This window comes from Psychrobacter sp. ENNN9_III (assembly GCF_001462175.1).
Taxonomy (GTDB): domain Bacteria; phylum Pseudomonadota; class Gammaproteobacteria; order Pseudomonadales; family Moraxellaceae; genus Psychrobacter.
In genome coordinates, this window is record NZ_LNUO01000139.1 from 24881 (window position 1) to 51821 (window position 26941).

Annotated in this window: 24 protein-coding genes; 21 read left to right on the plus strand and 3 right to left on the minus strand. The window is 44.6% G+C overall.

Features of this window, described 5'->3' with window-relative positions; all coding sequences use genetic code 11:
* Positions 1-335: 335 nt before the first annotated feature.
* The 13 genes from PENNN9_RS08550 to PENNN9_RS08610 all read left to right on the plus strand — a co-directional run bounded on the left by PENNN9_RS08550 (position 336) and on the right by PENNN9_RS08610 (position 13748).
* Positions 336-1007, plus strand: a complete 672-nt coding sequence (locus PENNN9_RS08550) for a 2Fe-2S iron-sulfur cluster-binding protein (RefSeq protein ID WP_058369274.1) — start codon at positions 336-338, stop codon at positions 1005-1007.
* Positions 1004-1996: an FAD binding domain-containing protein gene (locus PENNN9_RS08555; RefSeq protein ID WP_058369275.1), complete on the plus strand. Its 993-nt coding sequence runs from the start codon at positions 1004-1006 to the stop codon at positions 1994-1996. Before PENNN9_RS08550 ends, PENNN9_RS08555 begins: the two co-directional genes overlap by 4 nt.
* Positions 1997-1998: 2 nt before the next feature.
* Complete coding sequence (locus PENNN9_RS08560) at positions 1999-4494, plus strand: xanthine dehydrogenase family protein molybdopterin-binding subunit (protein WP_058369276.1); 2496 nt, start codon at positions 1999-2001, stop codon at positions 4492-4494.
* Positions 4495-4621: 127 nt separating this feature from the next.
* Positions 4622-5950, plus strand: a complete 1329-nt coding sequence (locus PENNN9_RS08565; protein ID WP_058369277.1) for an XdhC family protein — start codon at positions 4622-4624, stop codon at positions 5948-5950.
* Positions 5947-6645: a nucleotidyltransferase family protein gene (locus PENNN9_RS08570; RefSeq protein ID WP_058369278.1), complete on the plus strand. Its 699-nt coding sequence runs from the start codon at positions 5947-5949 to the stop codon at positions 6643-6645. The genes PENNN9_RS08565 and PENNN9_RS08570 overlap by 4 nt, the downstream gene beginning before the upstream one ends.
* Positions 6646-6711: 66 nt before the next feature.
* The gene (gene glp, locus PENNN9_RS08575) at positions 6712-8007 is read left to right on the plus strand and encodes a gephyrin-like molybdotransferase Glp (protein WP_058369279.1); all 1296 of its coding nucleotides are present in this window, start codon (positions 6712-6714) and stop codon (positions 8005-8007) included.
* Positions 8008-8130: 123 nt separating this feature from the next.
* On the plus strand, positions 8131-9246 hold the full coding sequence (gene moaA, locus PENNN9_RS08580) for a GTP 3',8-cyclase MoaA (protein ID WP_058369280.1): 1116 nt from the start codon (positions 8131-8133) through the stop codon (positions 9244-9246).
* Positions 9247-9310: 64 nt separating this feature from the next.
* Positions 9311-9841, plus strand: a complete 531-nt coding sequence (gene moaB, locus PENNN9_RS08585) for a molybdenum cofactor biosynthesis protein B (RefSeq protein WP_058369281.1) — start codon at positions 9311-9313, stop codon at positions 9839-9841.
* 24 nt (positions 9842-9865) lie between these two features.
* A complete protein-coding gene (locus PENNN9_RS08590) occupies positions 9866-10696 on the plus strand; it encodes a molybdenum cofactor guanylyltransferase (protein ID WP_058369282.1) in 831 nt (276 codons plus the stop codon).
* 21 nt (positions 10697-10717) lie between these two features.
* Entirely contained in the window at positions 10718-11239 is a 522-nt protein-coding gene (gene moaC, locus PENNN9_RS08595) for a cyclic pyranopterin monophosphate synthase MoaC (RefSeq protein WP_058369283.1), read from the plus strand.
* Positions 11240-11327: 88 nt separating this feature from the next.
* Entirely contained in the window at positions 11328-11636 is a 309-nt protein-coding gene (locus PENNN9_RS08600; protein ID WP_058369284.1) for a MoaD/ThiS family protein, read from the plus strand.
* Positions 11637-11814: 178 nt separating this feature from the next.
* Complete coding sequence (locus PENNN9_RS08605; protein WP_058369285.1) at positions 11815-12906, plus strand: iron chelate uptake ABC transporter family permease subunit; 1092 nt, start codon at positions 11815-11817, stop codon at positions 12904-12906.
* Positions 12907-12986: 80 nt separating this feature from the next.
* Positions 12987-13748, plus strand: coding sequence for an ABC transporter ATP-binding protein (locus PENNN9_RS08610; RefSeq protein WP_058369286.1), 762 nt, complete (start codon positions 12987-12989; stop codon positions 13746-13748).
* A gap of 32 nt (positions 13749-13780) precedes the next feature.
* Here PENNN9_RS08610 and PENNN9_RS08615 read toward each other — a convergent pair whose 3' ends face one another.
* The gene (locus PENNN9_RS08615) at positions 13781-14536 is read right to left on the minus strand and encodes a siderophore-interacting protein (protein ID WP_058369287.1); all 756 of its coding nucleotides are present in this window, start codon (positions 14534-14536) and stop codon (positions 13781-13783) included.
* 257 nt (positions 14537-14793) lie between these two features.
* Positions 14794-16863 carry a TonB-dependent receptor domain-containing protein gene (locus tag PENNN9_RS08620; protein ID WP_058369288.1) on the minus strand — a complete coding sequence of 690 codons (2070 nt, stop codon included), beginning with the start codon at positions 16861-16863 and terminating at the stop codon, positions 14794-14796.
* A 710-nt stretch (positions 16864-17573) separates the two neighbouring features.
* Here PENNN9_RS08620 and PENNN9_RS08625 point away from each other — a divergent pair.
* Positions 17574-19013, plus strand: a complete 1440-nt coding sequence (locus tag PENNN9_RS08625) for a uracil-xanthine permease family protein (protein WP_058369289.1) — start codon at positions 17574-17576, stop codon at positions 19011-19013.
* A 147-nt stretch (positions 19014-19160) separates the two neighbouring features.
* Here the strand turns inward: PENNN9_RS08625 and PENNN9_RS08630 are convergent, their stop codons facing one another.
* The gene (locus PENNN9_RS08630) at positions 19161-19823 is read right to left on the minus strand and encodes a TetR/AcrR family transcriptional regulator (protein WP_058369302.1); all 663 of its coding nucleotides are present in this window, start codon (positions 19821-19823) and stop codon (positions 19161-19163) included.
* 314 nt (positions 19824-20137) lie between these two features.
* Between PENNN9_RS08630 and uraD the strand changes: the two genes are divergently transcribed.
* The 7 genes from uraD to PENNN9_RS08665 all read left to right on the plus strand — a co-directional run bounded on the left by uraD (position 20138) and on the right by PENNN9_RS08665 (position 26831).
* The gene (gene uraD, locus PENNN9_RS08635) at positions 20138-20659 is read left to right on the plus strand and encodes a 2-oxo-4-hydroxy-4-carboxy-5-ureidoimidazoline decarboxylase (protein WP_058369290.1); all 522 of its coding nucleotides are present in this window, start codon (positions 20138-20140) and stop codon (positions 20657-20659) included.
* Positions 20660-20702: 43 nt separating this feature from the next.
* On the plus strand, positions 20703-21071 hold the full coding sequence (gene uraH, locus PENNN9_RS08640) for a hydroxyisourate hydrolase (RefSeq protein ID WP_058369291.1): 369 nt from the start codon (positions 20703-20705) through the stop codon (positions 21069-21071).
* 66 nt (positions 21072-21137) lie between these two features.
* Positions 21138-22514, plus strand: coding sequence for a urate hydroxylase PuuD (locus PENNN9_RS08645; RefSeq protein ID WP_058369292.1), 1377 nt, complete (start codon positions 21138-21140; stop codon positions 22512-22514).
* Between the two features lie 165 nt (positions 22515-22679).
* Complete coding sequence (locus PENNN9_RS08650; protein WP_058369293.1) at positions 22680-24191, plus strand: NCS1 family nucleobase:cation symporter-1; 1512 nt, start codon at positions 22680-22682, stop codon at positions 24189-24191.
* 134 nt (positions 24192-24325) lie between these two features.
* Positions 24326-25318, plus strand: coding sequence for an allantoinase PuuE (puuE, locus tag PENNN9_RS08655; RefSeq protein ID WP_058369294.1), 993 nt, complete (start codon positions 24326-24328; stop codon positions 25316-25318).
* 55 nt (positions 25319-25373) lie between these two features.
* On the plus strand, positions 25374-26207 hold the full coding sequence (locus PENNN9_RS08660) for a bifunctional allantoicase/(S)-ureidoglycine aminohydrolase (protein ID WP_058369295.1): 834 nt from the start codon (positions 25374-25376) through the stop codon (positions 26205-26207).
* Positions 26208-26276: 69 nt separating this feature from the next.
* Positions 26277-26831, plus strand: a complete 555-nt coding sequence (locus tag PENNN9_RS08665; protein ID WP_058369296.1) for an ureidoglycolate lyase — start codon at positions 26277-26279, stop codon at positions 26829-26831.
* The last annotated feature ends 110 nt before the right edge of the window (positions 26832-26941 follow it).

Consider the following 26941-nt stretch of genomic DNA (forward strand, 5'->3'; position numbering starts at 1 on the left):
ATAGGAAATTTATCTTGTTAGCAGTGATATTTTAATTTTGTAAGCACAGATGAAGGAGAGGAGTATTTGCTTTAGTGTTAACATTTTTTGCCTATCTACTACAAAAAAACAATATCGTAAGTTTTGCTGAGCATATTAATGTATAGATTGTTTTGATTGTATTTTTCTATATTAATGATGACATTAGCGCATATTAAAGGCATAAAACTAGTCTGTGGTAATGTCAAAGTTAAATGTTCAATACGTCTTAATATTAAATAATCAATACTAAATAACTAGATGGATGGATAAAAAATCATCCGCAAATTCTTATCATCTGCCAGCGAGAAGCCAGCATGTCTACTTTGACGTTAACGATAAATAAGCAGGATTATCAGCTTGATAATCTCGATCCGCGCACGACATTGCTCGATGTCTGTCGCCAACACTTGCAAATTACCGGACCCAAAAAAGGCTGTGACCACGGTCAGTGCGGTGCTTGTACGATGCTCATCAATGGTGAGCGCATCAATTCCTGTTTGACCTTAGCCGTCATGCACGATGGTGATGAGATTACCACTATCGAAGGCATCGGCATGCCTGAATCGTTATCAGCCTTGCAACAAGCCTTTAAAGATCATGATGCCTTTCAGTGTGGGTATTGCACGCCAGGGCAGATCTGTTCAGCGACTGCTTTAATAGAAGAGGTGAAACAAAACTGGCCAAGCTATGTGACGACAGATCTCAAAAACCCGAATGGGTTATTAGTCCAAGAGATCGCTGAGCGTATGAGCGGTAATATTTGTCGCTGTTCTGCTTACCCAAACATCGTGGATGCCATCTCACAAGTGCTTAAGAGTGAAGTGTCAGGTAAGCGTGCTTCTTCTAGTGAAGAGACGACTACAAGTTCGCTGCAAGACTCGGCAGTAACAGGTATTTGGTCACCGCCGCCCAGTCAGTCCCAACTTGGTAACCAATCAGTAAACCATAATAAAACTGCCAGTAGCACAGCAGGAGGCCGCTCATGAAACGCTTTGAATATATCCGTGCCCTCGAACCGCAGCAAGCGGTAATGTTTGCTACTCCTAAAGAGGCTTCATTTATCGCAGGCGGTACCAATTTACTCGATCTAATGAAGTTTGAGATTGAAACGCCAACCAAGCTGGTTGATGTGACACGCTTAGCGCTTGAACAGATTGAAGACACTGCTGATGGCGGCCTACGTATCGGAACCTTAGTGAGCAATAGCGATCTGGCCGCGCATCCTACCGTTATTGAAAACTACCCAGTATTGTCGCGGGCTATCTTAGCTGGAGCAACCGGACAGCTGCGTAACAAAGCGACGACTGGCGGTAACTTTTTACAGCGTACGCGCTGCTACTACTTTTATCATACCGATAGCCCTTGTAATAAGCGTGAACCCGGCACCGGCTGCCCTGCAATTAATGGTGAGAACCGCTCCCTTGCAATTTTAGGCACAAGTGACGCTTGTATTGCTCAGCACCCATCTGATATGGCAGTCGCTATGCGTCTGCTTGATGCAACGATTGAGACTGCCAAAACCGATGGCTCGACCCGGCAGATTCCAATAAAAGACTTTTATTGTCTGCCAAAGGACACCCCCCATATCGAAAACGTTTTAGAGTCGGGCGAGCTTATCACACATGTCGTGCTGCCAGCGCCTATTAAAGGTATGCACACTTATGACAAAGTGCGTGACCGCGCCTCTTACGCTTTTGCGCTGGTATCGTGTGCAGCTGTGATAGACGCTGATGATAATGGCAATTTGGCGACAGTACGCTTAGCATTTGGTGGTATTGGTACTCAGCCATGGCGCAATGAAGACGTGGAAGATTTACTGACGGATACGCAGGGTGACGATGACACTATCAAGCAGGCAGCAGATTTGTTGTTAAAAAATGCTAAAGGTAGTGGTCAAAACGATTTCAAAATACCACTAACACGCCGTTTGCTAAAACAAGTCATTAAGCGTGCACTAGCGGGCGAGGGAGCATAATCATGTCATTATTAGATTCAGTATTACCGTCAGAGCTTACCAATAAAGAAAAAATGAATGAGCCTGTTGAAACATTATTCGACAAAACAGCAAGTAATTTGGTGGGTAAACCCATTAACCGCGTCGAGGGCTCGTTAAAGGTTAGCGGTCAGGCCCATTATTCGGCAGAGATTCAATTAGACAATAAAGTGTATGGTGTCTTGGTTAGCTCGACCATCGCAAAAGGAAAAGTTGAAAAAATCGATAGCGACTCGATTGCAGATATTCCAGGTATTATTAAAGTCGTCACCGACCCTAAGCGCTTCTTACGTAACTCACAGCAAGGCGGTGAGACCGAAGCACCGACTCAGGGTGTGAGCGAGGTTTTTTATCATGGCGAGCCCATCGCAGTGGTTGTCGCTGAAACTTTTGAAGCAGCGACAGAAGGTGCCAAGGCGCTTAAAGTCACTTATAAAGATGAAACCGACCAAGCGGCTTTGGATTTTACTAAAGAGCTACCTAACGCCCACGAGGTAAATGAGAAAAAGGGTTCGGATAAGAATGCTAAGCACGGTGACCCAGAACAAGGCCTTGCTGATTCAGCTGTCACCCTTGATAGTGTGTACCATACTCCAAGTCAGAGCAATTCACCGATGGAACCGCACGTTACTTTGGCACATTGGGAAGATGATAGGCTGGTTTTGTACACTTCAAACCAGATGATCGCCTCTTGTAAGCAGCAAGTGATGGACGCATTAGATTTGAATAAAGATCAAGTCGAGCTGATCTCATATTATGTGGGCGGCGGTTTTGGTAGTAAGCTTGGTATTGCACCAGAATCTATTGCTGCCGCTATTGCTTCTAAAGAAGTCGGTCGTCCGGTGCTGATTACTATGACGCGTCCGCAAGTGATGGAGGCGACGATAAGACGCTCAAACACTCGTCAGCGTATTGCTATTGGTTGTAATGAAGACGGTATTATTAATACCTTTATTCACGATACCACGACCAGCAATTTGCCAGGCGAGGCGTTCTTTGAACCAACAGCATTATCCACTCACTTCTTGTATCGTGGAGAGAATCGCCGCGTCAGCTATCAGATGGTGGATATGAATCACGTATTATCAGGCTCTATGCGTGCTCCTGGTGAAGCGGTGGGTATGATTGCTGTTGAGTGTGCGATGGATGAGCTGGCGAACAAGCTTGAGATGGATCCTATTGAGCTGCGCCGCCGGAACGAACCTGAAGAAGACCCCAGCAAAGAGATTCCGTTCTCCACACGTCAGCTGGTCGCCTGTATGGAAAAAGGCGCTGAAGCATTTGGTTGGGATCAGCATAATCCCAAACCTGCCAGCCGACTAGAAGGCGACTGGTGGATAGGTACCGGTATGTCTGGCACCTCTCGTGGTAACACGTTACAACCCTCTGAAGCGCGGGCGATACTACAAGTAGATGGCTCAAAAGAGCTTGGCGTCAAAGCCATTATCGAAACTGATATGACAGATATTGGGACAGGTTCTTATACCGTCTTTACTCAGGTCGCAGCCGACTTACTGGGTCTGCCTATCGATCACATCGAGATGAAACTTGGCGACAGTGATTTGCCACCAGCATCAGGTTCTGGCGGTAGTTTTGGCGCGGCCAGTGCTGGTAGTGGGGTTTATTTGGCTTGTGAGCAGTTACGCGCCATATTAGCCAAAAAAGTAGGTCTACATACCGATACCATTCGTATAGATAACGGTCAAATTAAAAAATCAGGTGAGCATGAGTCTAGCAAGACAGAAGCGGCTATCGATGCGGGGAAAGAAAAAGTTACAGAGCTTGTTGATGAAAAATTGGCTAATAAAGTCTCAGGCTTGGTAGATAAAGCCGTAGATTTGGCAGAAAAAGCGTCAGAGAAAACGGGTATACCGCTGCCAGAATCGGCATCAAAGCTAAAAACAGCAACCGAGCAATATGACTTCAGTAGTGATCAGTCCTATGCACTAGCCGATATCATCGCTGAGTTTGACGAGCAAGAAATCAGCGCCAAAGGCCAAATCAAACCAGGAAAAAATGAAAAAAACCATCGCCAAGCCTCGTTTGGAGCCAACTTTGCTGAAGTTGCGGTACATAAAGTCACCGGTGAGATCCGCGTCAAACGTATGACTGGCGTGTATGCAGCAGGACGTATTCTCAACCATAAGTTGGCAACTTCACAGTGTTATGGCGGTATGATATTTGGAATTGGCTCTGCTTTGATGGAAGAGGTTATTCATGACAAGCATGATGGCCGCTTATGTAACCATGACCTTGCCGAGTACCATGTGCCCGTCAATGCTGACGTACCGCAGTTGGAGGTGATTTTGTTAGAAGAGGATGACCCCTATACCAACCCTATGCATATCAAAGGGATAGGAGAAACCTCCATTTCAGGTTCGGCGGCAGCCATTGCTAATGCCATCTATAATGCAGTCGGTGTGCGTGTTTATGATTTTCCGATTACGCTTGATAAGCTGCTTGCTGAGATGCCAGAGTAATCTTAAATACGAGTACCGTTTTTAATAGAAACTGCTTTATTAAAGAAACCCGCTTAAGTAGCGGGTTTTTACAACCTAACTGTTTGTAACACAAGCAAGTTATAACATAAGCAAAACAAGAGGCGTTATGAATCAAATCGCTGACATTCTTAAGCTGGCACGCGAGGCTCAGCAACAAAAAGTTGATGCTGTACTGGTAACGGTGGTTCGTACCGAAGGTTCAGCATATCGCCGGGCTGGAGCTATGATGCTCATTTTAGAGGATGGGCGTTCAGTGGGGATGATTAGTGGCGGCTGTCTTGAGCCACATATTATCAAACGCGCCTTTTGGCTGACTCGTAATGGCGCAAGCGTACAAGTCTACCAAACGGGTGATGATATTGCCTATACTGAGGATGGCAAGGCTAAACCTGATTCTGAGCTGACACAAAACGATGTGAGTGACGAGTCGCATGATGATTTATACTATGAAATGGATGAAATGAATTTTGGTCTAGGCTGTAATGGGCGTGTACATGTATTGTTTGAGCGTCTGACATCCGCCATGTCTTTATTAACTGCTGTTCAGCAAGTGCGTACAACTCAGCAGCCAAAAAAAATTGCAACCCTCATTCATTTTGCTAATCATCAAGATTCAAGCTCTAAACTTAAAATCGGTATGCGTATTGATCTGGATAATTATACTGAGTCAGGACAAATCACCACAATTGGCGCTGATAGCATCGGTATCAATAACGGGTCAAATCAAGCTGGAGCTAACACTTCAAGTGCGATCGTAGATACGGTTAAAAAGTTAGCACAACACGAGCTTATCGATAAAAATGCCGAGTACATCGTTGTAAAAGGTGATGACAATGATAACAATGGTGACAACGCTAACTTGGCAACAGGGTGGCTCGTACAAAGCATACAGCCACAGATACGTCTACTGATTTGCGGGGCAGGCAATGATGTCATGCCGCTGGTGACAATGGCAAAAATGCAAGATTGGCATGTCACAGTTATAGATAGTCGTCCAAGGTACGCGACTCGCTTACGTTTTTCTCAGACAGATATGGTGACGCAGTTGCCCCTTGATGCGACAGATGAGTTGCTGGCGCTAAGTGAAAATGCGGCAGTGGCGCTTATGTCACATAGTTTGACTCAAGACCGTACTCGCCTTGCAACCCTACTAGAGCATGCCAATCATTATAAGTACCTTGGACAATTAGGCCCGCGCTATCGTACCGAGCGTTTAATTAACGAGATTAGTGCGACCAAAGCTGACCCTAATGTTTTAAATGCAGGGATTAATAAACTGCATTATCCTATCGGCTATAAGTTAGGTGGTGATGGCCCTGAAGCCTTGGCACTTGGTATTATGGCAGAGATAAATGCGGTCATGCATAATCAAGTATCGCCAGCTAAATGTGTAGATTTAGACAATAGGGACGTAACTATGATGAGCCACGTATGATGACTCAAAATCATGCCGCTATTATTCTAGCGAGTGGATTAAGCCAGCGTTTGGGTGAAGCGAAACAACTCCTCCGCAAAGATGGTGAACCCTTAATCTGCTATATGACCAAGATTGCATTAGCGACTCAGCCGCAAGCTATTATCATAGTTATTCCTGAGGATAATTCATTAATAGCAGAGGCGGTGGCTAAGTTGGCAGCACAGCATGCTGTTATTCACACGGTTGTAAATCCAGCACCCAAAATCGGTATGGCGCACAGTTTATATTTAGGTATAGATGCGTTAAAAGAGTTAGAGAGTCGCGAGAGTTTGGCAGTGGACCGAGTATTAATCATAGGCGTTGATCAAGTGCTTCTTAATAAAGAGCATTTGCAAGTCTTGCTGGCAGGGTCGCAGAGGGTAGTTGCTAGCAGATATAGCAGTTCAAATAATTGGAGTGATGAGCAAAATTTGGTTGAAAGTATCGCTAATAGTCCCTCAAACAAAAATATTATTGGACTGCCTCTAGTCATTGATTACAAGCTACTAACGCAATGGCAAGTATCGCTAACAGGGGATAAAGGGTTACGTCACTTAATTAGAGGACTGGCGCCTCATCAAATGAGTACCGTAAAGAATCATCGACTCAGTTATGATATTGACACACCAAGTCAACTTGCTCATGCTAGAGCACAGAGATGGCTTGATAGTTGAGATTGAGTGATTTTTACGTCACGGTTTTTTGATCTTTAATATTATAAATAAGAAAGAGTAACCCTTATGATTACTATGGAAGAATTGCAATCAGCGATAAAGCTGCGCATAGACAATTACAACAATAACGACTTTCCTCTACAACAAAGAGTCATCAATAATTGTGAGCTATTGGATAGCCGCAATCAAATACTGGCGGAAGATATCAAATCAAATTTTGATATACCCAGACAAAACCTCTCTGCGATGGATGGCTATGCGATTGCTCAAGGCAGCGTGCTTGCCAAAGACGACACCATTGACATCATTGGGGAGTCGCAAGCGGGCAGTGCTTACACGGGTCAGCTTGTAGCGGGACAAGGCGTACGTATCTTTACAGGCGCAGTCGTGCCAAGTGACTGTGATACGGTTATCATGCAAGAGAACACCAGTTTTGCGGAGATAAAAGACACGGTTGATAAGTCGCAGACTTACGCGATAACGCTCACACAAGCGGCCAAAGTGAATAATAATATTCGCCGCCAAGGTGAAGAGATTAAGTCAGGTGAAGCGGTCTTAAAAGTAGGCAAACGTATTAACCCTGCTGACATTAGCCTACTTGCCAATTTAGGCATTAGCCAAGTAAAAGTATTTGAGCCACTTATCGTAGGACTACTTGCGACTGGCGATGAGCTTGTCGCTGTAGGTGATGAGCTCACAAGCCTTGCACAAATATATAATTCCAATACCCCAACTCTCAAGAGCCTGCTGGCAGATTTGCCCATTACCATTCGTGATTACGGCATTATTCCCGATGATTTGGATAAGACGACTGCGGCTGTCAGTGCAGCTATGCAAGACTGTGATGTGCTGATCTCGACCGCTGGCGTATCGGTGGGCGATTATGATTTTTTGACTACCGTCATCGAGCAGCTCGGGCAGATTAACCATTATAAAGTAGCGATGAAACCCGGCAAGCCCTTTGTGTTTGGTGAATTAAACAAAGAACTTGATAAACCAGTATTATACTTCGGCTTACCAGGCAATCCGTTATCCACGGTCGTCGGGGCGCTGCAGTTTGTGATACCAGCATTGTGGCAGATGTCAGGCGCTAGCTTATCAGAACAACCTATGCAATTAAACGTCAAAGCGACGCTGATAAATGACGTAAAAAAATCAGTCGGTCGCAAAGACTTTCAGCGCGGTATATTGTCGCAAAATGTAGCAGGAAGTTATCAAGTTGAGAGCTTCGCAAGTCAGCAATCACACAGAATCAAACAGCTAAGCCATGCCAATTGCTTTATTGTGTTAGATAAGGATAGCGGCGACGTGGCAGCGGACAGTACCGTGACCGTCCAGCCTTTTCCTTGGCTACATCATTGATTAAGCGCTTGCCAATTTACTATAAGATGACTACAAGAAAACCCGAAATAAACGTTACAATAGGTTGATAACTCCGAATAAAAAAGTAATGCTGATAACCAGCAATACTAATGGCAGTAAATTATGAATGATGACAATACTAAAATAAGTAATGCTCGGATAGGCAGTGCTCAGATATATTCGCCTACCTCTGTACATACTACGTTTGATAGTTATAGAGCGTCATCTATAACTGCACCTGCTGCTAGTACGATTGATGCCCATCAGCCTTTAATGGACGGTTTCTCTCGTCGCTTGACTTATCTGCGTCTGTCTATCACTGATTTTTGTAATTTTCGCTGTGAATATTGCCTACCAAATGGTTATCAAGGCAAGCGTCCTGATGATGAGCTTAGCGTTCCTGAGATTGCAACACTGATTCGTGGGTTTGCGCAAGTCGGCACCAAAAAGGTGAGAATCACGGGTGGTGAACCTTCTATTCGCCGTGATGTGGTTGAGATTATTCAAACCATCAAACAGACATCAGGTATCGAAACTGTCGCTATGACCAGTAACGGTTATAAACTCGGTAAACACCTAGCGAGTTGGCAAGCGGCTGGACTAAATCAGTTGAATATCAGCATGGACAGCTTTGATGCTGATACCTTTCATAAGATGACCGGCTTTAATACGTTACCGCAGCTGCTTACTGATATGGATATTTTATTAAATACCACGGATATCAAGCTAAAGATAAACAGTGTTTTGATGGCAGAGACCGCGTTTGAAAACTTGATGGACGCCATCGATTATGTCAAAGACAGACCCGTTACTTACCGATTTATTGAATTTATGCAAACCAGTGATAACAGTGATCTGTTTTTTGCTCAGCATGCACATTCCGATACCATCATCGATTATCTGACTGAGCACGGCTGGCAACCACACGTACGAGGTAGTAGTGATGGTCCAGCGGTAGAGTATAGTCATCCAGACTATGTTGGTCGCATCGGTATGATCGCCCCTTATGCCGCGCATTTTTGTGAGACCTGTAACCGTCTGCGGGTAAGCAGTCAAGGTAAGGTGCATCTGTGCTTATTTGACCAAGGTAACTATGATATTCGTCAGCATCTGCAAACAGGGGATGTGCAAGGTTTGGTGGAAACTTTGCACAATTTTATGCCGATTAAGCCTGAGCACCATCATTTGCATGAGTCTAATAGCGGCATTATGCATAACTTATCAATTATCGGTGGTTAGCATTACTGTACTCTAATCATGAAATCTATATTTGAATCATAAACTGTATCTTTGAGGAATCCCTATGAGCAAACCTGCTGCTAAGTTTACCCCACTTAATATTGCCGTATTGACCGTTTCTGATAGTCGCACTCTTGCAGAAGATACGTCAGGACAGTACCTAGCAGATAGCCTGACCGACGCAGGTCATCATCTGGCGGATCGCAAGCTGATTACCGATGATATCTATCAGATACGAGCGGTGATTAGTGGCTGGATTGCTGATCCAAACGTCCACGCGGTTATTACCACTGGCGGTACAGGGTTTTTTATCAGAGACAGTATGCCAGAGGCAGTAAAGGTATTGTTTGATAAATCTATCGACGGCTTTGGTGAGATGTTTCGTCTGATCTCAAAAGATGAGATTGGCATGTCAACGGTACAGTCGCGCGCGGTTGCAGGCATGGCAAACAGCACGGGTATCTTTTGTTTGCCAGGCTCATCGGGCGCGTGCCGTACGGGCTGGGAAAACATCCTCAAAGCGCAGTTCGATAGCCGTACGCGACCGTGCAATTTTGTACCCCATTTTATGGCACAAAACCCAAGCCACGACTGATGCGAGGATAAGTAAAGTGTGGCTATGATAAATACTATAAATGGTTCAAATGGTTTGAACTGCTTAGACAGTTTGGCTGGTATTGTTATTTTAGCAGGTGGCGCGTCTAGCCGTATGGGCACGCCCAAAGCGGAGCTTACTCTACCGACAGGCGAGCGCTTGCTAGACTATCATGTACGGCAGGCGCTGGATTTAGCTAAAGCTCATACTGGCAATAACAAAAACGTGCCTATTATGATTGCCGATAATGGGCGCGGCTTTTATATTGATTCCGATCTGATGGATAGCGACTCTCAAGCGCCTATTATGCATGTTACTGATTATGGCGCTGATACGATTAATGGCCAGAATGCTGAGAGACAAAATAGCGCTGGCCAAAATAGTAACGGTCGGATTAGTAACAGCCAAATTCACACGGGCGGGGCATTGGTCGCTATCGAGTCGGCCCTGCAAACCGTGATAAAGACTTATTCGTCAGATGCTATAACAGAAAACCAGTCATCTTGGTTAATGGTGATTAGCTGTGATAGTCTGATACCGGCTACAGAGTTATGGCAAAAATTGCAGCCTGTAACAATCCAAATAAAGGATAGTCAAACCCGCAAAAACCAAGCTTATCATAAGCAGATCATTTGCTTAACCGATGAGCGCCATTTGTATCCATTATTAGGGCTTTATCAGTTAAGCATTGAGCCTGATCTAAAAGCCTATATTGATAATGGCGGGCGGCGAGTGATGGCCTTTATTCAGCCTATGACGCAAGCGGTGCCTTTAGCAAGCAACTGGCAGCATTTGACCAATTTTAATATGCCAGCAGACTTTGCTCGTGCTTGTGCATCATTAAGTAATTTATAAGAAACGTAAGAGAATGGATAAATGAACAGTAATAGCCAAGCAAACAACCAAGCTACTGCGGCCCAATCCACTTTATCGCATTTGGACAACGATGGCGATATTACTATGGTCGATGTCAGTGGTAAAACTGCTACCACACGAGAAGCCAGTGCAGCAGGGCAAGTACGGTTTCCAAACGAGATTTATCAGCAGATTAAAGCCGCTGATGGCATGACTAAAAAAGGCAGCATCACGCAAACTGCCCATATAGCAGGTATTATGGCCGCCAAGCGCACCCACGATCTGATCCCGCTGTGTCATCCACTACCATTAGATAAGATTGGTTTAACCTTTGAATATGATGATGCGTGCAACAGCATAACCGTCAGTGCAACTGTCAAAGTCACGCATAAAACGGGTGTCGAGATGGAAGCCTTAACCGCTGTAAGCGTGGCGTGCCTAACCATCTATGACATGACTAAAGCCATATCGCATGATATTGTCATTGATAATGTACATTTGCTAAAAAAAACGGGCGGAAAATCAGATTATAGTCATGCTTAGGATTATAAGACTTCTTTTAAAACAGTTTTTTCAAGACAGTAAGGCATTGAACACAAAGCCAAGTAGCTTGTAAAGAATGGAGAGTGTGATGAGCGCTATTGAATCAAAAATCGTTGAGCCAGAAACTGAAACAGCAACCAGCGTTGATACCGCCATGGATATTAATGTTTTATACTTTGCTAGCCTCGCTGATGAAGCTGGCTGCCAGCAAGAAACCATTAGCGTGGCGCAATCGACCTCATTGAGCCAGCTATACGAACAGCTTCATCAAAAGCATGGCTTTAGTCGTCCGCAATCTGAGCTGCGGGTCGCTGTCAACGATTACTTCGTTAAGTGGACAGAACAAATCCATGACGGCGATAGTGTGGTGTTTATTACCCCTGTCGCTGGTGGTTAAGCAAGAACTTTATAGAATATAGCTGATACACTTTCAAAGAAATATAGCGCTACTGGTATAAATTTTTCTTGCGTGCTGTGCCTACGCCGACAGATGCTACGAAAAATAACTTTTCATCTCGCTGTATCGTTTTTATATGGGATTGACTATATTACAGGTAGCATAGTAGGATTTACGTATGTTTTCACCCTCTAAGCATGGCTCTATAACTGGCCGCTCTACAAAGACTGACTCAGAGAAACGTCGTTTAAAAAACAATAATTTAGATAACAAGAGCCACGCAACCCCCTCTAGCCAGAATCGCTTGGCTCAGCTTTGGGCATGGATCAGCAATCATCCAAAGGCGATTGCCACCGTTATTTTGCTGGTCTCGATGACGCTGTTTTTGACGCTCAATGTCAATGGTCATTGGGATTTTGCCTTGCCACTACGAGGTAAAAAACTGCTGGCACTCATGGTGGTCGGCTATGCGATTGGCGTATCGACTCTGCTCTTTCAAACCTTAACGCACAATCCTATTTTGACCCCTTCTCTACTGGGCTTTGACTCGCTGTATGTGCTGCTCCAAAGCTTATTGGTGTTCTTTTTGGGGGCAATGAGCTTTACCAGCATCAATCCTATTGCCAAATTCACCCTTGAGATTGTCCTGATGTTTGGCGCGTCGTTATTATTGTTTCGCCTGCTGTTCTCAAAAAGCAGTCAGGATTTGACGCGGCTGATACTGGTGGGCGTTATCTTTGGGGTGTTGTTTCGCAGCTTATCAGCATTGATTGCGCGCCTGATTAACCCCGATGATTTTGTCGTGGTGCAGTCGGCCAGTTACGCGCAGTTTAATACCGTCAACCCGCAGCTATTGGGGATTAGCTTCATTATTTGCACCATTAGCGCGCTGTGTATTTGGCGCTGGCGCTATCAATGCGATGTCTTGATGCTAGGTAAGGCGCAAGCGATTAATTTGGGCATTAATTATCAACGCCTCGCATTTGGGCTGTTGACGGTCATTGCGGTATTGGTCGCCACCGCCACGGCATTGGTCGGGCCGGTGACTTTTTTTGGCTTGCTGGTCTGCGCCTTGACCAATCGCATCGCACGGCATATGTATCATAGCGAGCGCCTGATATTGGTCAGTTTGGTGGCGATGATTTGTTTGGTACTCGGTCAGACGCTGTTTGAGCAAGTACTCGGCATGGCGGGAGTGTTATCCGTGGTGATTGAACTGGCGGGCGGCTTGGTGTTTTTGCTACTGATATTTATGACCCAGCGGCGTTGATGACATGTCATATTGACCTATATAAAAAATCATAAACTATTTAAAACTGATTAAAATTTATCTAAAAAATAAGAATTATTATGATTAAACTCGATAATATCTCCCACCATATCGGCAAGCAACAAATCCTGCATGACATCGACTTATCCTTACCAAGCGCCCAAGTGATTGCCCTAATCGGCCCCAATGGCGCGGGCAAATCTACCTTATTTTCGGTCATGGCAAGGCTACAACCGCTACAGTCTGGGAAGGTGATGTTTGGTGAGCATGATATTGTCAGCTGCCCTGCGCGCACTTTGGCTAAGACGGTGGCGATGCTCGGGCAAGACAACCAAGTGCAAGGTCGCCTGCGCGTGCATGAGCTGCTGATGTTTGGCCGCTATCCGTATCATCAAGGACAACCAAGCGCGGAGGATGAGCAAAAAGTGCAGGAAGTGATCGCGCGTTTTGAGCTTGAGCCATTAGCCGAGCGTTTTTTATCGACGCTCTCTGGTGGTCAGCGGCAACGCGTGCTGATTGCGATGATTGTCTGCCAAGACACGCCGTATCTGTTGCTCGATGAGCCGCTAAACAATCTGGATATGTACCATGCAGGGCGTCTGATGCGTGAGCTGCGCGAGCTTAGCTGCAGTCAGCAAAAAACCGTGGTCATCGTCCTACATGATATCAACCAAGCCGCGCAGTTTGCCGATACCGTGGTCATGATGAAAACTGGCCAAGTGATGGCGGTTGGGCAGCCTGTCGATGTCATCACTAAAGCTACCATGAAAGATTTATATAACGTCGATGTGACGGTACTCAATCATCAAGGTCGGCCAGTAATTGTCGATACATTGTTATAGTTATAGTTAAGCAGGACTGTGGCTACGTCACCTTATAACCCTAATGCAGCATCTTCGCGTTTGACGATTTTATGCTCATCTTCATTGCTATCAAGTTTCCAGTAGCTGGAGATATAAAGATGACTCTTAGCCACTTCTTTTTGTTTGAAGTACTGGCGCAGCGCTCGCATACTATTGAACTCGCACGCCGCCCACACTGCCACCTCACCAGCCGGCCAGCCTAGCGTCTTAATACGCTCAAGAATGGGGTAATGACTGCTGCTTGCTTCGGCATTGATTACCCACTCAAGCGTTATATTCTTCGGCTTTTGTAGCGGCTGGATATCGTCCTCACTCAGCACCTCGATGACGGCATAACCCTCGGCATCCTCGGGCAGCTGTGCTAAGTTTACCGTGATGGCGGGCAGCGCGGTCATGTCTCCTGCCAATAAAAACCAATCCGCCTCGTGATTGATAAGCTTTTTGGCGCCAGGCCCCCCGATCAAAATAGTATCACCGATTTGTGTGGTTTTGGCCCAATGTGAGGCAGGGCCTTCAGCGCCTTTGTGGTTGAGACCATGCAAGACAAAATCGACATCGATTTCATCGTCACGTTGCTGGATAATGGTATAAGTGCGCATGATGGGCTTTTTTCCTGCCTCCCCTGCAAACATCAGTTTGATATAGGCGCTTTCTTGCTCGATTGGGAAGTCTTGCATGCCCGCTCCGCCAAGCGTAATGCGGCGCATGTTCGGCGTGATATCGGCGATGCCTTTTACTTCTAATACTCTTGGATTAGGTTTGGTCATTTTTTATCCTTTTAGCTGTCTAGTTAACCCACTTTAAAAACGATACAGTGCTACTGGGATGAATTTTGTGCAGCCTCTGTGTAAGCAGCACGCAAAGAAAATTTATACCAGTAGCACAGTCATACAACCATCTTGGTGAGGTCTAAAATTACGATAAGAAAAGCCAGCTCTCCTCGTCAGACAGCTGGCTTTTTATTTTTCATCAGTCACACTACGATTATGCAGTCAGAGCTGATAGATTTTAGAGTTAACGACTTTTAGAATTGATAGGTCAAAGAGGTTTTGATATTACGACCCATCTCAAAATCTGTAGCCGTAGCATCAGCCGTATTTAAGCGCGATGCGTGACTGGCATAAGTCTCATCAAATAAGTTATAAACCCCAACGGTGGCTTTTAGACCATCAAACTGACGTGGTGAATAGTTCACATACACATCGTGCACATCATAGCTTGGCTTAGTCTCACCTTGATTATCAGTAATAGATGCCACATAAGTACTGCGCCAGCCTAAATCAACCATATCATTAGCTGCATAATCTAAGTTCACCATGTAGCGATCGCCCGAGTCAGCACCGCTGCCACTCACTGATGGGATACTATTGCCTGTCTTATCGCCTTCGCTACGAGCACGTGAGTAGCTCAGCCCCATGCCAAAGTCACGAGTAGTGTAGTTAGCAGCCAGCTCAACACCATCTATTTTATAGTCTTCATCACTGTTGAACATACCTTGACAGTCACCGCCTATCGCGCCGGTCTCACAGTCAATCCCAAATCTACCAGGGCGACCACCTGTACGCATAAACTGCTGATAGTTTTCGATATTGGATCTAAAATATTTAGCACTCAATTGTAGCGCATCATCAGCAATGGTTAAATCGCGTAGCGTGGTGGCCACACCTACCTCAGAGTTATAGCCTTCTTCTGGCTTAAGGTCATTATTGACATAAATACCCTCGCCATTGCTGTTAAAGACAGTTTGGCCTAAATCTGGGCCATTAAACAGCTCTGTGTAGCTGGCAAACACTTGCGTACGCGGCGCAATCTCGTAGCTGGCTGCTAGCGCGCCAACCACATTGTCATAAGTAGAACCGCCCGCCACAAATTCAGGAGACTCATAGCGGTCGTAGCGTACACCTGGTGTCAGCGTCAGTTTGCCCATTTGCCATTGGTCTTCTAGATAGACTGAGGTGTTATTGGCATCATCATTCGCAGTTGCAGAACCATCACGTGCCATCTCTGACTCTTTTTCGTAGTGCTCAGCGCCTACGATTAGCTTATGACGACCGCTATTTGTGTCAATAACACTGGTATTTTCAATCTTAACACCTGTGGTTTTTACTTTTGCATCAAAATCAAAGTTGCCTACGTCTTCAGAATCACGCAGAATCTGCGTTTCTGTTTGATAAACGGTGGTATCAACGTCAATGAGTGAGTTTGCTGGATTAAAGTTATGATCGAGCGTATAAGTATCGCGCTTTATTTCTTGTGGGATTACATCAAGACCACGACTGTTAGGAAGGCTTGGAAAATCTGGACGGAATGGGAAAACACCTTCTTTTTCGGTACGGCTAAAGCTTGCACCGACATGATGATCGTCACCAATATACGCGCCTGCTTTTAATAAGATGTTTTCGCTCTCACTGTCCTCATAAAGCTCACGGCCGTCGCCATCTTCACCAGAGTCGGTATCGCGCTTGCCATAATAAGCCAATAGGTCGATATTGTCTGTTGGCGCACCATACACAGTCGCTGACGTAAGTAGCTCATCATTATTACTGGCATAACCTGCGTGTAGTTTGGCACCGACCTTTTGACCCGGTTTGAGTAAATCTACTGCATCGACCGTTTCAAATGCTACTGCGCCGCCGATGGCATCGTTACCTAGCGTGACAGAGTTGTTACCCACTGCCACTTCTGCTTGTTTTAATAGGTCTGGATCGATGGTGATATCACCCATATGATAAAACATCGCGCCTTCTTGACGCGCGCCATCAACGGTGACTTTAAGATTGGTATCATCAAGACCACGCACACGCACGCGCTGATTGACCGATGAGGTGCCACCGACCTCAACCCCTGGTATGACATCCAAAAAATCACTTAAGTGGCTTGCCTGTGCAGCTGGTGTATAGTCTTCGACATACACGCCATCCTTTTGTACTTTATCTCGTACTGAGCTATTGGCCGTAACGGTAATGGTCTGTAGCGTAGTACTTGGCATGTCTTCTGCTGCCGCACTGGCTGCCTGCGTCCACAATATGGCTGCCACGCCCATAGATAACACGGTCAATTGATTGGACGAGATTGGTAACTTTACTTCACGCATAACACACTCACTTTAATGACGATCAAAATTAGATTTTTAGAATTGCTATTAAAAGCCGTTTATAAATGGTCCTTGCCTCGACTCACCTTTCAAATACTTACCTGGTCTTACAATGACTAGCTTTGCAATAATTGAATTTATTAATCATTGTTAGTTATATATAGAAAAAAATATTATAAATGTTAATGATAATGATTAGCATTTAATAGTGAGAGGCATAATAACGGAGTAATAACATTTTGGCAATAATTAATATGAGAAATTTACTTTAATCGTTGTATCAAAGCGTGTGTGTAAATAAAAACCTTCTCACTTGCTTACTCCCAGCATCCAATAGTGACGTCTAAAGTCAACAACTTGCACCACAACTAGCTAATCAACCATATCTAAAAATAAATAAACGCACCAATTTGAAAAAAAACATTGCAATGACTAACGCTTTCACTATACCCTAATATAGCTGACCAACTAGTCAGGTTTTAGGGTAAGATGATTAGTAGGTTTAATAAATAAACAGCTAACAGCAATCAATGATCGCTGCCAGTTTTATTTATTAGCACAAGGATCAGTGCGACTCTTTGTTAAACAGCTAATTAATACGAGTCGTTAATAGGACTCGGCCATATAAGGGTTCTAGCCTAGACATCCCTTGTATCGCTTAATGTTACCGACAAAGATTGGACTAAAAGTCACCTTAGGAGGAAGCCAAAATGAGTGAAAATACTCAAGGAAACCCTGATTTGTTATACGGATTGCATGACCGTCCTGCTCCTGCAAAAGCATTTTTGGGAGCGGTACAGCATGTGCTTGCCGCTTTCGTAGGCATTATTACCCCTTCATTAATTATTGGTGGTGTCTTGGGTTTGGGTGAGCACGTACCCTACCTTATTAGCATGGCTTTAATGGTATCTGGGGTTGCTACCTTTATTCAGACGCGCAAGGTTGGACCTGTAGGCTCTGGCCTTATGGCATTACAAGGCACCAGCTTTGGCTTCTTAGCTGCGGTATTGGCAGCAGGTTTTGTGGTAAAAAATCGAGGCGGTAGCCCGGAGGAGATACTCTCTGTCATCTTTGGTGTCTCGTTTCTTGGTGCTTTTGTCGAAATCTTTTTAAGCCAATTTATTACCAAGCTTAAGTCTTTGATGAGCCCTATCGTTACAGGCTGTGTGATTGTGACTATCGGTCTGTCATTGACCAAAGTGGGATTGACTGATCTGGCAGGCGGCGTTGGTGCAGAAGATTTTGGAAGTATGCAAAATCTGCTACTGGGCGGCGGGGTGTTGGTCAGTGTGGTACTTATTAGCATTATTAACAATAAAGTAATTCGCTCAAGTGCTATCTTTATTGGATTAATGCTCGGTCTATTTGTAGCAATGCTTATGGGACGTATTGACTTCTCTTTAGTCGCTCAAGCCCCCGTATTTACCCTACCCGTACCCTTTAAATTCGGTTTTGGTTTTGACTGGCAAGCTTTTATTCCTATCGCCTTTATGTATATTATTACTAGTATTGAGACCTCAGGTGACTTAACCGCCACCTCAATGATTTCAGGCGAACCAATCAAAGGCCCAGTATATGAAAAACGTATTAAGGGTGGTGTATTAGGTGATGGTGTCAACTCGCTGATTGCTGCTGTATTTAACACCTTCCCAGTGACGACTTTTAGTCAAAATAATGGCGTGATTCAGATGACGGGCATTGCCAGTCGTTACGTCGGTTTTTATGTTGGTGCTATCTTATTCATCATGGGTTTATTCCCTGTTTTGGGCGCCATCTTTACCCAGTTACCAAAACCTGTCGTAGGTGGGGTGACATTACTGATGTTTGCAACGGTAGCGACTGCAGGTATCCGCATCCTATCAACCGTGGACTTTACCCATCGTAATATCTTAATCATCGCAACTTCGTTAGGTCTCTCAATGGGTGTTGCTTTTGTCCCTGATGTATTTGCCCAAACGCCGCAGTTTTTCCGTAATATCTTTGGCTCAGCGGTGACCATGTCAGGTATCGTTGCTATCGTTCTTGATATGATTTTACCAAAAAGTTATGGTGTTGAGTTTGATGAGCCAGAGCAGCATGCTGATGATGAACTAAGGCCTGTTCGCGAAATGTCTCAGAGTGAGGTTGACGTAGAAGGTCAAACGTTATGATTTGCACATAACTTAATCGAACAAACAAAGAGAGTCAGACAAAAGCTTTCGTTGCACTTCAATCACCACTTTAGCGATAGAGCATTGACCAATGCGACTAGCGTTAAAGTGGTTTTGTCTTTATAAAACAAGAGTCTATACTTACTATTAAAGACCGCAGCCACGCAAAATAAACGGCACCAAAAACTCAGCTGCCCGCGCCTCATCTTGCTTATCATAAGCATTTTTTTCCATTAAACCGACGATTTCTGTCTCAAACTCAGCATACCTTTGGGTTGTCGCCCAAATCAAAATCAGCAATTGTAAGGGATCAGCAATACTTATTTTGCCTTGCTCGTGCCATATCTTCATTACCTGCGTTTTTTCAAGTGCCCACTCTTTCATCGTGGTCGACATAAAGTCGTGGAGATGCGGTGCACCGCCAATGACCTCAAGCGCAAATAGCTTATGCCGGTTCGGATTTGCAAACGCTTGATGCAACTTGGTACGTACAAACTTTTCGATGACGGTCTTTGGGTCACTATCAACCGTCATAGTAACTAGGCCTTCATTCCATTCTTGAATAATAGAATGTAGCACCGCCTTGTACAAATTCTTCTTATTTTTAAAATAATAATGAATATTGGCTTTTGGTAGCCCTGCTCGATCAGCGATACCTTGCATGGTGGCTCCGCGATAGCCTTGTAGGACGAACTCCTCTTCAGCCGCCGCTAAGATTAGTGCTTGATTCTGCGCGCGAATATCTTGTTGACTACGATGAGAAGATGCCTCTGAGGCAGATGACGTGTTCGCTTGGTTCTGATGAGCCATATTTTGTGCCATTAGGTATGATTGATAGGTAGCTATATCCTAATAAACTATTGAAATAAATCCTTAGTTTTTATGCAACATAGCAAGATAAATACAAGTATTTCTTATAAAGTAGTTGACCAAATGGTCAGGTTTAAGCAGAATAGATAATATTAAAGCAATAACTGTCCGAGTAATAGTACTTTTGTAATAGTACTTTTGCATGGGTTTTACGTAGTTTTTAATTGATAAAACTTATTATGACGATATAAGTCTACATAAACGCTAGGCAGTTATATTACTGAGTTTTTGTATAAAAATAAAAGGATGTCACCGTGAGTTTAACATTACCACAGTTTAACAATCTCTCGCAGGCAGAAGCGACTTCACGCCTACTGACCTGCTGTACGAGTACCAGCTGGGCGCATGAGATGGCAAATGCACGTCCTTTTGCAGACATGGACACCTTGCTGGCTCGTAGCGACAAAGCATGGCAACAGGCCCAAACAACTGAAGCGAATTTGCTTGAGGCGTTCGACGGTCATCCGCAAATCGGCAACGTCGACTCGCTAAAAGAAAAATACCGTAACACTCAAGATAGCGCCGCACATGAACAATCAGGCGCAAATGATGCTGAGGATGAAGTGATTGCAGCATTGGCTCAGGGCAATCAAGATTATCTCGATAAGTTCGGTTTTATCTTTATCGTATTTGCAACCGGCAAGAGTGCACAGCAAATGCTTGATTTATTGTTAGCGCGTTTACCAAACGATCGCGACACCGAGCTGGCCAATGCCGCTACTGAGCAAAATAAAATCACGCGTTTACGCCTACAAAAACTGCTAGACGCCACTTAACCTAAACTTTGCCTTACTGGTTCAATATATAAAAGGAATTATCATGTCAGGTACTCTCTCATCACATATTTTAGATACCCATCTTGGCAAACCTGCCGCTGATATCGCAGTGACGCTACATCGCGTAAGCGCAAGCGGTGAGGCGTCATTATTAGCCAATGGCGTCACCAACTCTGATGGACGCGTGACCCCAGATAGCTGGTCGTTTGACCCAACTATTGATATTGCCGAATATCACTTGGATGTTGGCCGTTATACTTTAACGTTTGATACTCAGGCTTATTTTGATGCCCAAAACCTAACGGCTTTTTATCCGCAGGTCGTCATCGATTTTATGATAAGTGACAACGGTCACTATCATGTACCGCTACTACTTAGCGCACATGGCTACAGCACGTATCGCGGTTCGTAAATTTAGTACGTCATAGTGTAAACATACACTGGATAAAAGAACATTAGACAAAAGGACACTTGCCACATGGGTGCATATCTTCTCGATTGGGTCGCTTTATTTTTTCGCTGGTTTCACGTTATCGCTGGGATTGCTTGGATTGGCGCGTCTTTTTATTTTGTTTGGTTAGATCTGAGCCTTCGTAAGCCGCCACAGTGGAAAGCCGATAAAGGTATCTCAGGCGACTTATGGGCGGTACATGGTGGCGGTTTTTATGAGATTGCTAAATACAAGCTTGAACCTGAAGAGATGCCAAAAACCCTGCACTGGTTTAAATGGGAGGCTTATACGACGTGGCTAACTGGTATGGCAATGCTTTCTATTGTCTATTATGCCAACGCCACAGCTTATCTGATTGACCCCAGCAAAGTCGCTTTTGGCAGTAGCGTCGGGGCCATATCGACAAGCTTACTGTTTTTATTTGGCAGCTATTTCATCTATGAAGTGATCGTTCGCAGTCACTTAGGCAAAAACGCCTTTGTCTTCAGCTCGCTTATTTTTATATTGTTGATCATCGCGACGTGGGGATCGTATCAGCTGTTCAGCGATCGCGCCTCCTTTATTCATATTGGGGCCATCTTAGGTACGGTCATGGCGGGCAACGTACTCTTTGGTATCATGCCAGCTCAGCGCGCGCTTGTAGATTGTGTGCGGCGCGGTGAAAAACCCGGTAAAGAAGTAGCAGACTTGGCGCTACAAGCAAAAAACCGCTCGCTAATGAACAACTATTTTACCTTACCGCTGATTTTTACCATGATTAGCAACCACTATCCGATGATGTACTCTCATGCGCACGGTTGGTTGATATTGGTATTTGTCGGTATCATCACCGCCCTTGTACGTCATTACTTTAACCAAAAACACCTAGGTAACACACAAACAAAATTCCTCTGGATCCCGGCATTACTAACAGTGCTATTAATTATTTGGATGCGCCCAGCGCCAATCGAACCATTACCTGCTACTAGTGCTCCAGTGGCTGCCGCGCCAGTAACCGACAGTACGCCCCCTGCTGCTAGTACAGAGAGTGAAGCAGACAATGCTACTGCTGCTAAGGCCACCTCCAATAATACTGCCAGTGCTGTTTCTAATGTCGATTCTAATGCCAATGCGAATGAAAGTGAAAGTTCTGCTGCCGAAACTGTGCCAGTTAACGCCTCGGCCGACGATGCTATTATGGCTGTCGTACATACGCGTTGTAGTACCTGTCATGCCGTGCAGCCAACTCAACAAGGCTTCGCTGCACCGCCAGCAGGTATTGTCCTTCAAACCCCTGAAGACATGAAAATTCACAAAGCCAAAATCATAACGGCGGTACAAACTGGCTATATGCCACTTGGCAATCTTACACAGTTGACGGATGAAGAGCGTCAGCAAATTATAGCGTATGCTTCTGGGTTATAAATAAGCTTTCTAATCCCTAAACAAACAATTATCTTGAGCTTTCTAATCCCTAAACAAACAATTATCTTGACCAATGACGTAGACATCCTTAAAGTGTTAACAATGGATACTATTAAGTGTTAACAATCTTTGTTTCGATTGACTCTAACCTAAAGGGAGAAAAGGATGTCTACTGCGAATGAGCAAGGAAGTCGACAAAGCAATCATAAAAACACTGCTCTTTATGACTGCAATAAGTTTAATCCAGAACGCAAAAACTCAAGGTTATATAACGACGATTTAGCACCTCTACAGCCGGCAGAGCGTAATTGGGGCTGGTTTGCCATATTTAACGTCTGGTCTAATGACATCCAAAGTCTATTCGGTTATACCCTTGCAGCCTCCTTGTTTTTGAGCTATGGCTTGAGTGGGTGGTGGGTAATGGCAGCCATTATCTGCTCAGGCTTCATTGTTATGTGGATGGTGAACCTAACTGGTAAACCTAGTGTCAAATATGGTATCCCTTTTCCTGTATTAGTACGTGCCAGCATGGGTATTAACGGTGCTAATTTACCTGCTATTCTACGCGCTATTATTGGTATTTTTTGGTACGGCGTGCAGACCTACTTTGCTTCAACCGCAGTCGCCATTTTACTGGCTATTTTTATAGGCAGTCCAGATACGACTTTCTTAGGTTTAAACAGTACGGCATGGATTGCTTTTGTTATTGTTTGGGTATTCCAAATCCTGCTATTTTGGGCGGGTATCGAACCGATCAAGCATTTTTTAAATTGGGCAGGTCCCCTAGTTTATGTTGTGATGGTCGTCCTTATGGCGGTTATTTGGTATCAGTCAGGTTCTGAGTTGCTACCAGCCATCAACTCTATTTTTGCAAGTGGCAGTGATTACAGTGGAAACTCCATCCAAGCCTTTACTGCTATCGTCGGTACCATGGTTGCTTACTTTGCGGCAGTCGTCATCAACTTCGGGGATTTCTCACGCTTTTTACGTAGTGAGCGTGATATGCGCTTGGGCAATTTAGTGGGTCTACCCATTAACATGGTGTTTTTCTCTTTCATTGCTTTGGTCATTACTGCTGGCACCTTAGTCATATTTGGTGAAGCGCTGACCAATCCATCGGACATCGTTGATCGCGTGGACGCTCTACCCTTGACTATCATTGCAGCAGTGACCTTTTTTGCCGCTACTGTCGGTATCAATATGGTCGCAAACTTTATTCCTCCAGCTTACGATTTGGCCAATTTGTTCCCTAAGCATATTAACTTTCGTAGGGGCGGCTTAATCACTGCTATTATCGCCTTCTTCGTTGGCGCACTGTGGTTATCATTTATCAGTAAGATCGGTATTGTTGGTTTTGTCAATGCTGTCGGTGCCATCATCGCTCCATTTTTTGGAATCTTGGTAATCGATTACTACCTGATCAAACGTCAACATATCGATATGAATGATTTGTTTTCTGATCAGCCAACAGGCGCTTATTACTACTACAAAGGCTGGAACATTCGTGCGCTTATCGCCTTTGCCATCGGTGCTTTGTTCTCTATTGCCACGGTGCTGATACCAGCGCTTACCAAGCTTGAAGGTTATGGTTTCTTGTTAGGCGCTGCATTGGGTGGTGTCGTATATTGGGTCTTGATGCGCCCTTATGCAGTAGACCCTGACACGATAGTAGAATGAGAAACACAGTATAAGAGTCAGTCTGTTTGATAAAAATCAGTACAAACGTTTCTGTCTTTGTACTGATCAATTATTTAATAAGTTTCGAGCAACTATATTGCTCTGTTTTTATAAAGGATAAAAGGATAAACAAAATGACAAAAAAGATTACCAGCGATTTTAATCACGAAGCCTATCCACGCGATCTAAAAGGCTATGGCGGCAACCCACCACAAGCAAACTGGCCAGGCGGTGCAAGAATAGCGGTACAGTTCGTACTAAATATCGAAGAGGGCGCAGAAAATAGCGTTATGCATGGTGATGGTCAGTCTGAGCGCTTTTTATCAGATGTCTTAGGTACACCAGAATTTAATAATCGTCACCAGTCTATCGAGTCTGCCTTTGAATACGGTAGCCGTGTGGGCGTTTGGCGAGTGTTAGATGTTTTTAAAGAATACGGTCTGCCAATTACCACTTTTACTTGTGCTTCTGCTGCTGAAAAGACACCGCATATTATCGAGCGTGTCCTAGAAGATGGGCATGAGGTGGCAAGCCACGGACTACGCTGGATCACTTATCAATATATGTATCGTGAGACAGAACGTGAGCACGTACGCCAAGCGACTGAAATCTTTAAACGCATGCTTGGTGGTCAGCCTCTAGGCTGGTACACTGGACGTGATAGCCCCAATACGCGTGAGTTGGTCGCTGAGCAAGGCGGCTATATCTACGACTCTGACTCCTACGCTGATGAACTGCCTTACTGGCTCAATGTTAAGGTAGAAGAAGGCAACCAGCTTACCCGTAAGCCGCATCTGGTTATCCCGTATACGCTTGAAACCAATGATATGCGCTTTGCGTCAAGCCCGGGCTTTACCAACGCTGAACCCTTTTATCAGTATTTAAAAGACAGTTTTGATACCCTTTATGAAGAAGGTGCCAAAGAAGGCAAAAACGCGCCAAAAATGCTAACCATCGGTTTGCACTGCCGCATTATTGGCCGTGCTGGCCGTATCACTGCACTCAAACAATTTTTGAAGTACATCACCAGCAAACCTGACGTTTGGGTATGTCGCCGCGATGAAATCGCTAAGCACTGGTATGAAAACCATCCAGCCACTAGCGACAATACAGCGAACTGGATGTAAACGCGCGCTCAAACATAAATCTATCGCGGTACATAAACATTAAGGATTATTAACCATGTCAACAAAGAGTACTTATTACGCACCAACTGGCGGATTGCCGCCGCAAACACAACTACTATCCGATCGCGCTATCTTCACCGAAGCTTATGCGATTATTCCCAAACGTGTCCTAACTGACATTGTGATTAGCTACCTGCCGTTTTGGGAAGGCATGCGCATGTGGGTGATTGCACGTCCGCTAAGCGGTTTTTCAGAAACCTTCTCACAATACATCGTTGAAGTCGCGCCCAATGGTGGCTCTGACAAGCCTGAGCTGGATGCCAAAGCAGAAGCCGTATTATTTGTCGTTGAAGGTGAAATGGACATTACTATCGAAGGCGAGGCGCATCATCTTGAAGCGGGTGGCTATGCTTTCTTACCACCAGCATGTAAATGGACGCTGAAAAACAATAGCGACAAGCACGTCAAATTTCATTGGATCCGCAAAGCTTATCAGTTCGTAGAGGGTATCGATGTGCCCGAAGCCTTTGTAACAAGTGATCATGAGGTCGAAGCTATTGAGATGCCAGATACAGATGGCGTTTGGAAAACCACCAGATTTACCGAGCAGTCGGATATGCGTCACGATATGCATGTAAATATTGTCACTTTCCAGCCAGGTGGCGTGATTCCATTCGATGAAACTCATGTGATGGAACATGGCTTGTATGTCCTAGAAGGTAAAGCTGTGTATCACTTAAACGCTGAATGGGTAGAGGTTGAGGCAGGTGACTTTATGTGGCTACGTGCATTTTGCCCACAATCTTGTTACGCCGGTGGCCCTGGTCCATTTAGATACTTACTATACAAAGACGTAAATAGACACATGCCGTTTATTCGTCCAGAATAATAAGTGATTCAGAATAGTAAATAACTCTACCAATTAACTGATATTGCTAATCTATAGTAAGGTAAATTCATGAGCACAACAATCGTAACCAAACCTTTGACTAAAGCTGATTTTGCGCCATATGGTAAGGTTATCGAACCTTATGATAAGGAAGAACAGACGTCTGATAATTGCTACCATATCAATAAAGGCTACGCATGTCGCCACCATGCCATTGCTGAAGCTTCATTAAATGGGGGCACTGTGGGCATGAGTATCTTTCGTGCCAAAAAACGTGAGCTTCCTATCGCTTTATCCGTAATGGAGTATCATCCGTTTGGCACGCAAGCATTCTTTTCGATGAACGGTCAAGATTATATTGTCGTCGTAGCACCTGCGGGTAAGCCACCTCAATCTGCTGATGATTTGAAAGTATTTTATGCCAAGTCTCATCAGGGCGTGCAATATGATGCCAATGTCTGGCATCATCCCCTATTAGCCCTTGGTTGTGACTCTGACTTTCTGGTTATTGACCGTATTAATGGTGAAGGTAATAACTGCTATGAGTTGGAAATAGACGATTGGCAAGTTCAGATTGAAATTGATCGTGAATCTGCCAGCGAAACTAAGAGCGAGCATAGTTAAGTCTACGCTTAGCTGCTTTGTATTGGCCTTTCTTTAGCAAAGTAACGACAAACAGTTTGTGTGTTAAATGAATGCTTGTATAAAAAAGACAGCCCTCAATCGGGTTGTCA

Coding starts and splice junctions, on each gene's coding strand:
- PENNN9_RS08550 (WP_058369274.1), top strand. CDS start 336: ATGTCTACTTTGACGTTAACGATAAATAAGCAGGATTATCAGCTTGAT.
- PENNN9_RS08555 (WP_058369275.1), top strand. CDS start 1,004: ATGAAACGCTTTGAATATATCCGTGCCCTCGAACCGCAGCAAGCGGTA.
- PENNN9_RS08560 (WP_058369276.1), top strand. CDS start 1,999: ATGTCATTATTAGATTCAGTATTACCGTCAGAGCTTACCAATAAAGAA.
- PENNN9_RS08565 (WP_058369277.1), top strand. CDS start 4,622: ATGAATCAAATCGCTGACATTCTTAAGCTGGCACGCGAGGCTCAGCAA.
- PENNN9_RS08570 (WP_058369278.1), top strand. CDS start 5,947: ATGATGACTCAAAATCATGCCGCTATTATTCTAGCGAGTGGATTAAGC.
- glp (WP_058369279.1), top strand. CDS start 6,712: ATGATTACTATGGAAGAATTGCAATCAGCGATAAAGCTGCGCATAGAC.
- moaA (WP_058369280.1), top strand. CDS start 8,131: ATGAATGATGACAATACTAAAATAAGTAATGCTCGGATAGGCAGTGCT.
- moaB (WP_058369281.1), top strand. CDS start 9,311: ATGAGCAAACCTGCTGCTAAGTTTACCCCACTTAATATTGCCGTATTG.
- PENNN9_RS08590 (WP_058369282.1), top strand. CDS start 9,866: ATGATAAATACTATAAATGGTTCAAATGGTTTGAACTGCTTAGACAGT.
- moaC (WP_058369283.1), top strand. CDS start 10,718: ATGAACAGTAATAGCCAAGCAAACAACCAAGCTACTGCGGCCCAATCC.
- PENNN9_RS08600 (WP_058369284.1), top strand. CDS start 11,328: ATGAGCGCTATTGAATCAAAAATCGTTGAGCCAGAAACTGAAACAGCA.
- PENNN9_RS08605 (WP_058369285.1), top strand. CDS start 11,815: ATGTTTTCACCCTCTAAGCATGGCTCTATAACTGGCCGCTCTACAAAG.
- PENNN9_RS08610 (WP_058369286.1), top strand. CDS start 12,987: ATGATTAAACTCGATAATATCTCCCACCATATCGGCAAGCAACAAATC.
- PENNN9_RS08615 (WP_058369287.1), bottom strand. CDS start 14,536: ATGACCAAACCTAATCCAAGAGTATTAGAAGTAAAAGGCATCGCCGAT.
- PENNN9_RS08620 (WP_058369288.1), bottom strand. CDS start 16,863: ATGCGTGAAGTAAAGTTACCAATCTCGTCCAATCAATTGACCGTGTTA.
- PENNN9_RS08625 (WP_058369289.1), top strand. CDS start 17,574: ATGAGTGAAAATACTCAAGGAAACCCTGATTTGTTATACGGATTGCAT.
- PENNN9_RS08630 (WP_058369302.1), bottom strand. CDS start 19,823: ATGGCTCATCAGAACCAAGCGAACACGTCATCTGCCTCAGAGGCATCT.
- uraH (WP_058369291.1), top strand. CDS start 20,703: ATGTCAGGTACTCTCTCATCACATATTTTAGATACCCATCTTGGCAAA.
- PENNN9_RS08645 (WP_058369292.1), top strand. CDS start 21,138: ATGGGTGCATATCTTCTCGATTGGGTCGCTTTATTTTTTCGCTGGTTT.
- PENNN9_RS08650 (WP_058369293.1), top strand. CDS start 22,680: ATGTCTACTGCGAATGAGCAAGGAAGTCGACAAAGCAATCATAAAAAC.
- puuE (WP_058369294.1), top strand. CDS start 24,326: ATGACAAAAAAGATTACCAGCGATTTTAATCACGAAGCCTATCCACGC.
- PENNN9_RS08660 (WP_058369295.1), top strand. CDS start 25,374: ATGTCAACAAAGAGTACTTATTACGCACCAACTGGCGGATTGCCGCCG.
- PENNN9_RS08665 (WP_058369296.1), top strand. CDS start 26,277: ATGAGCACAACAATCGTAACCAAACCTTTGACTAAAGCTGATTTTGCG.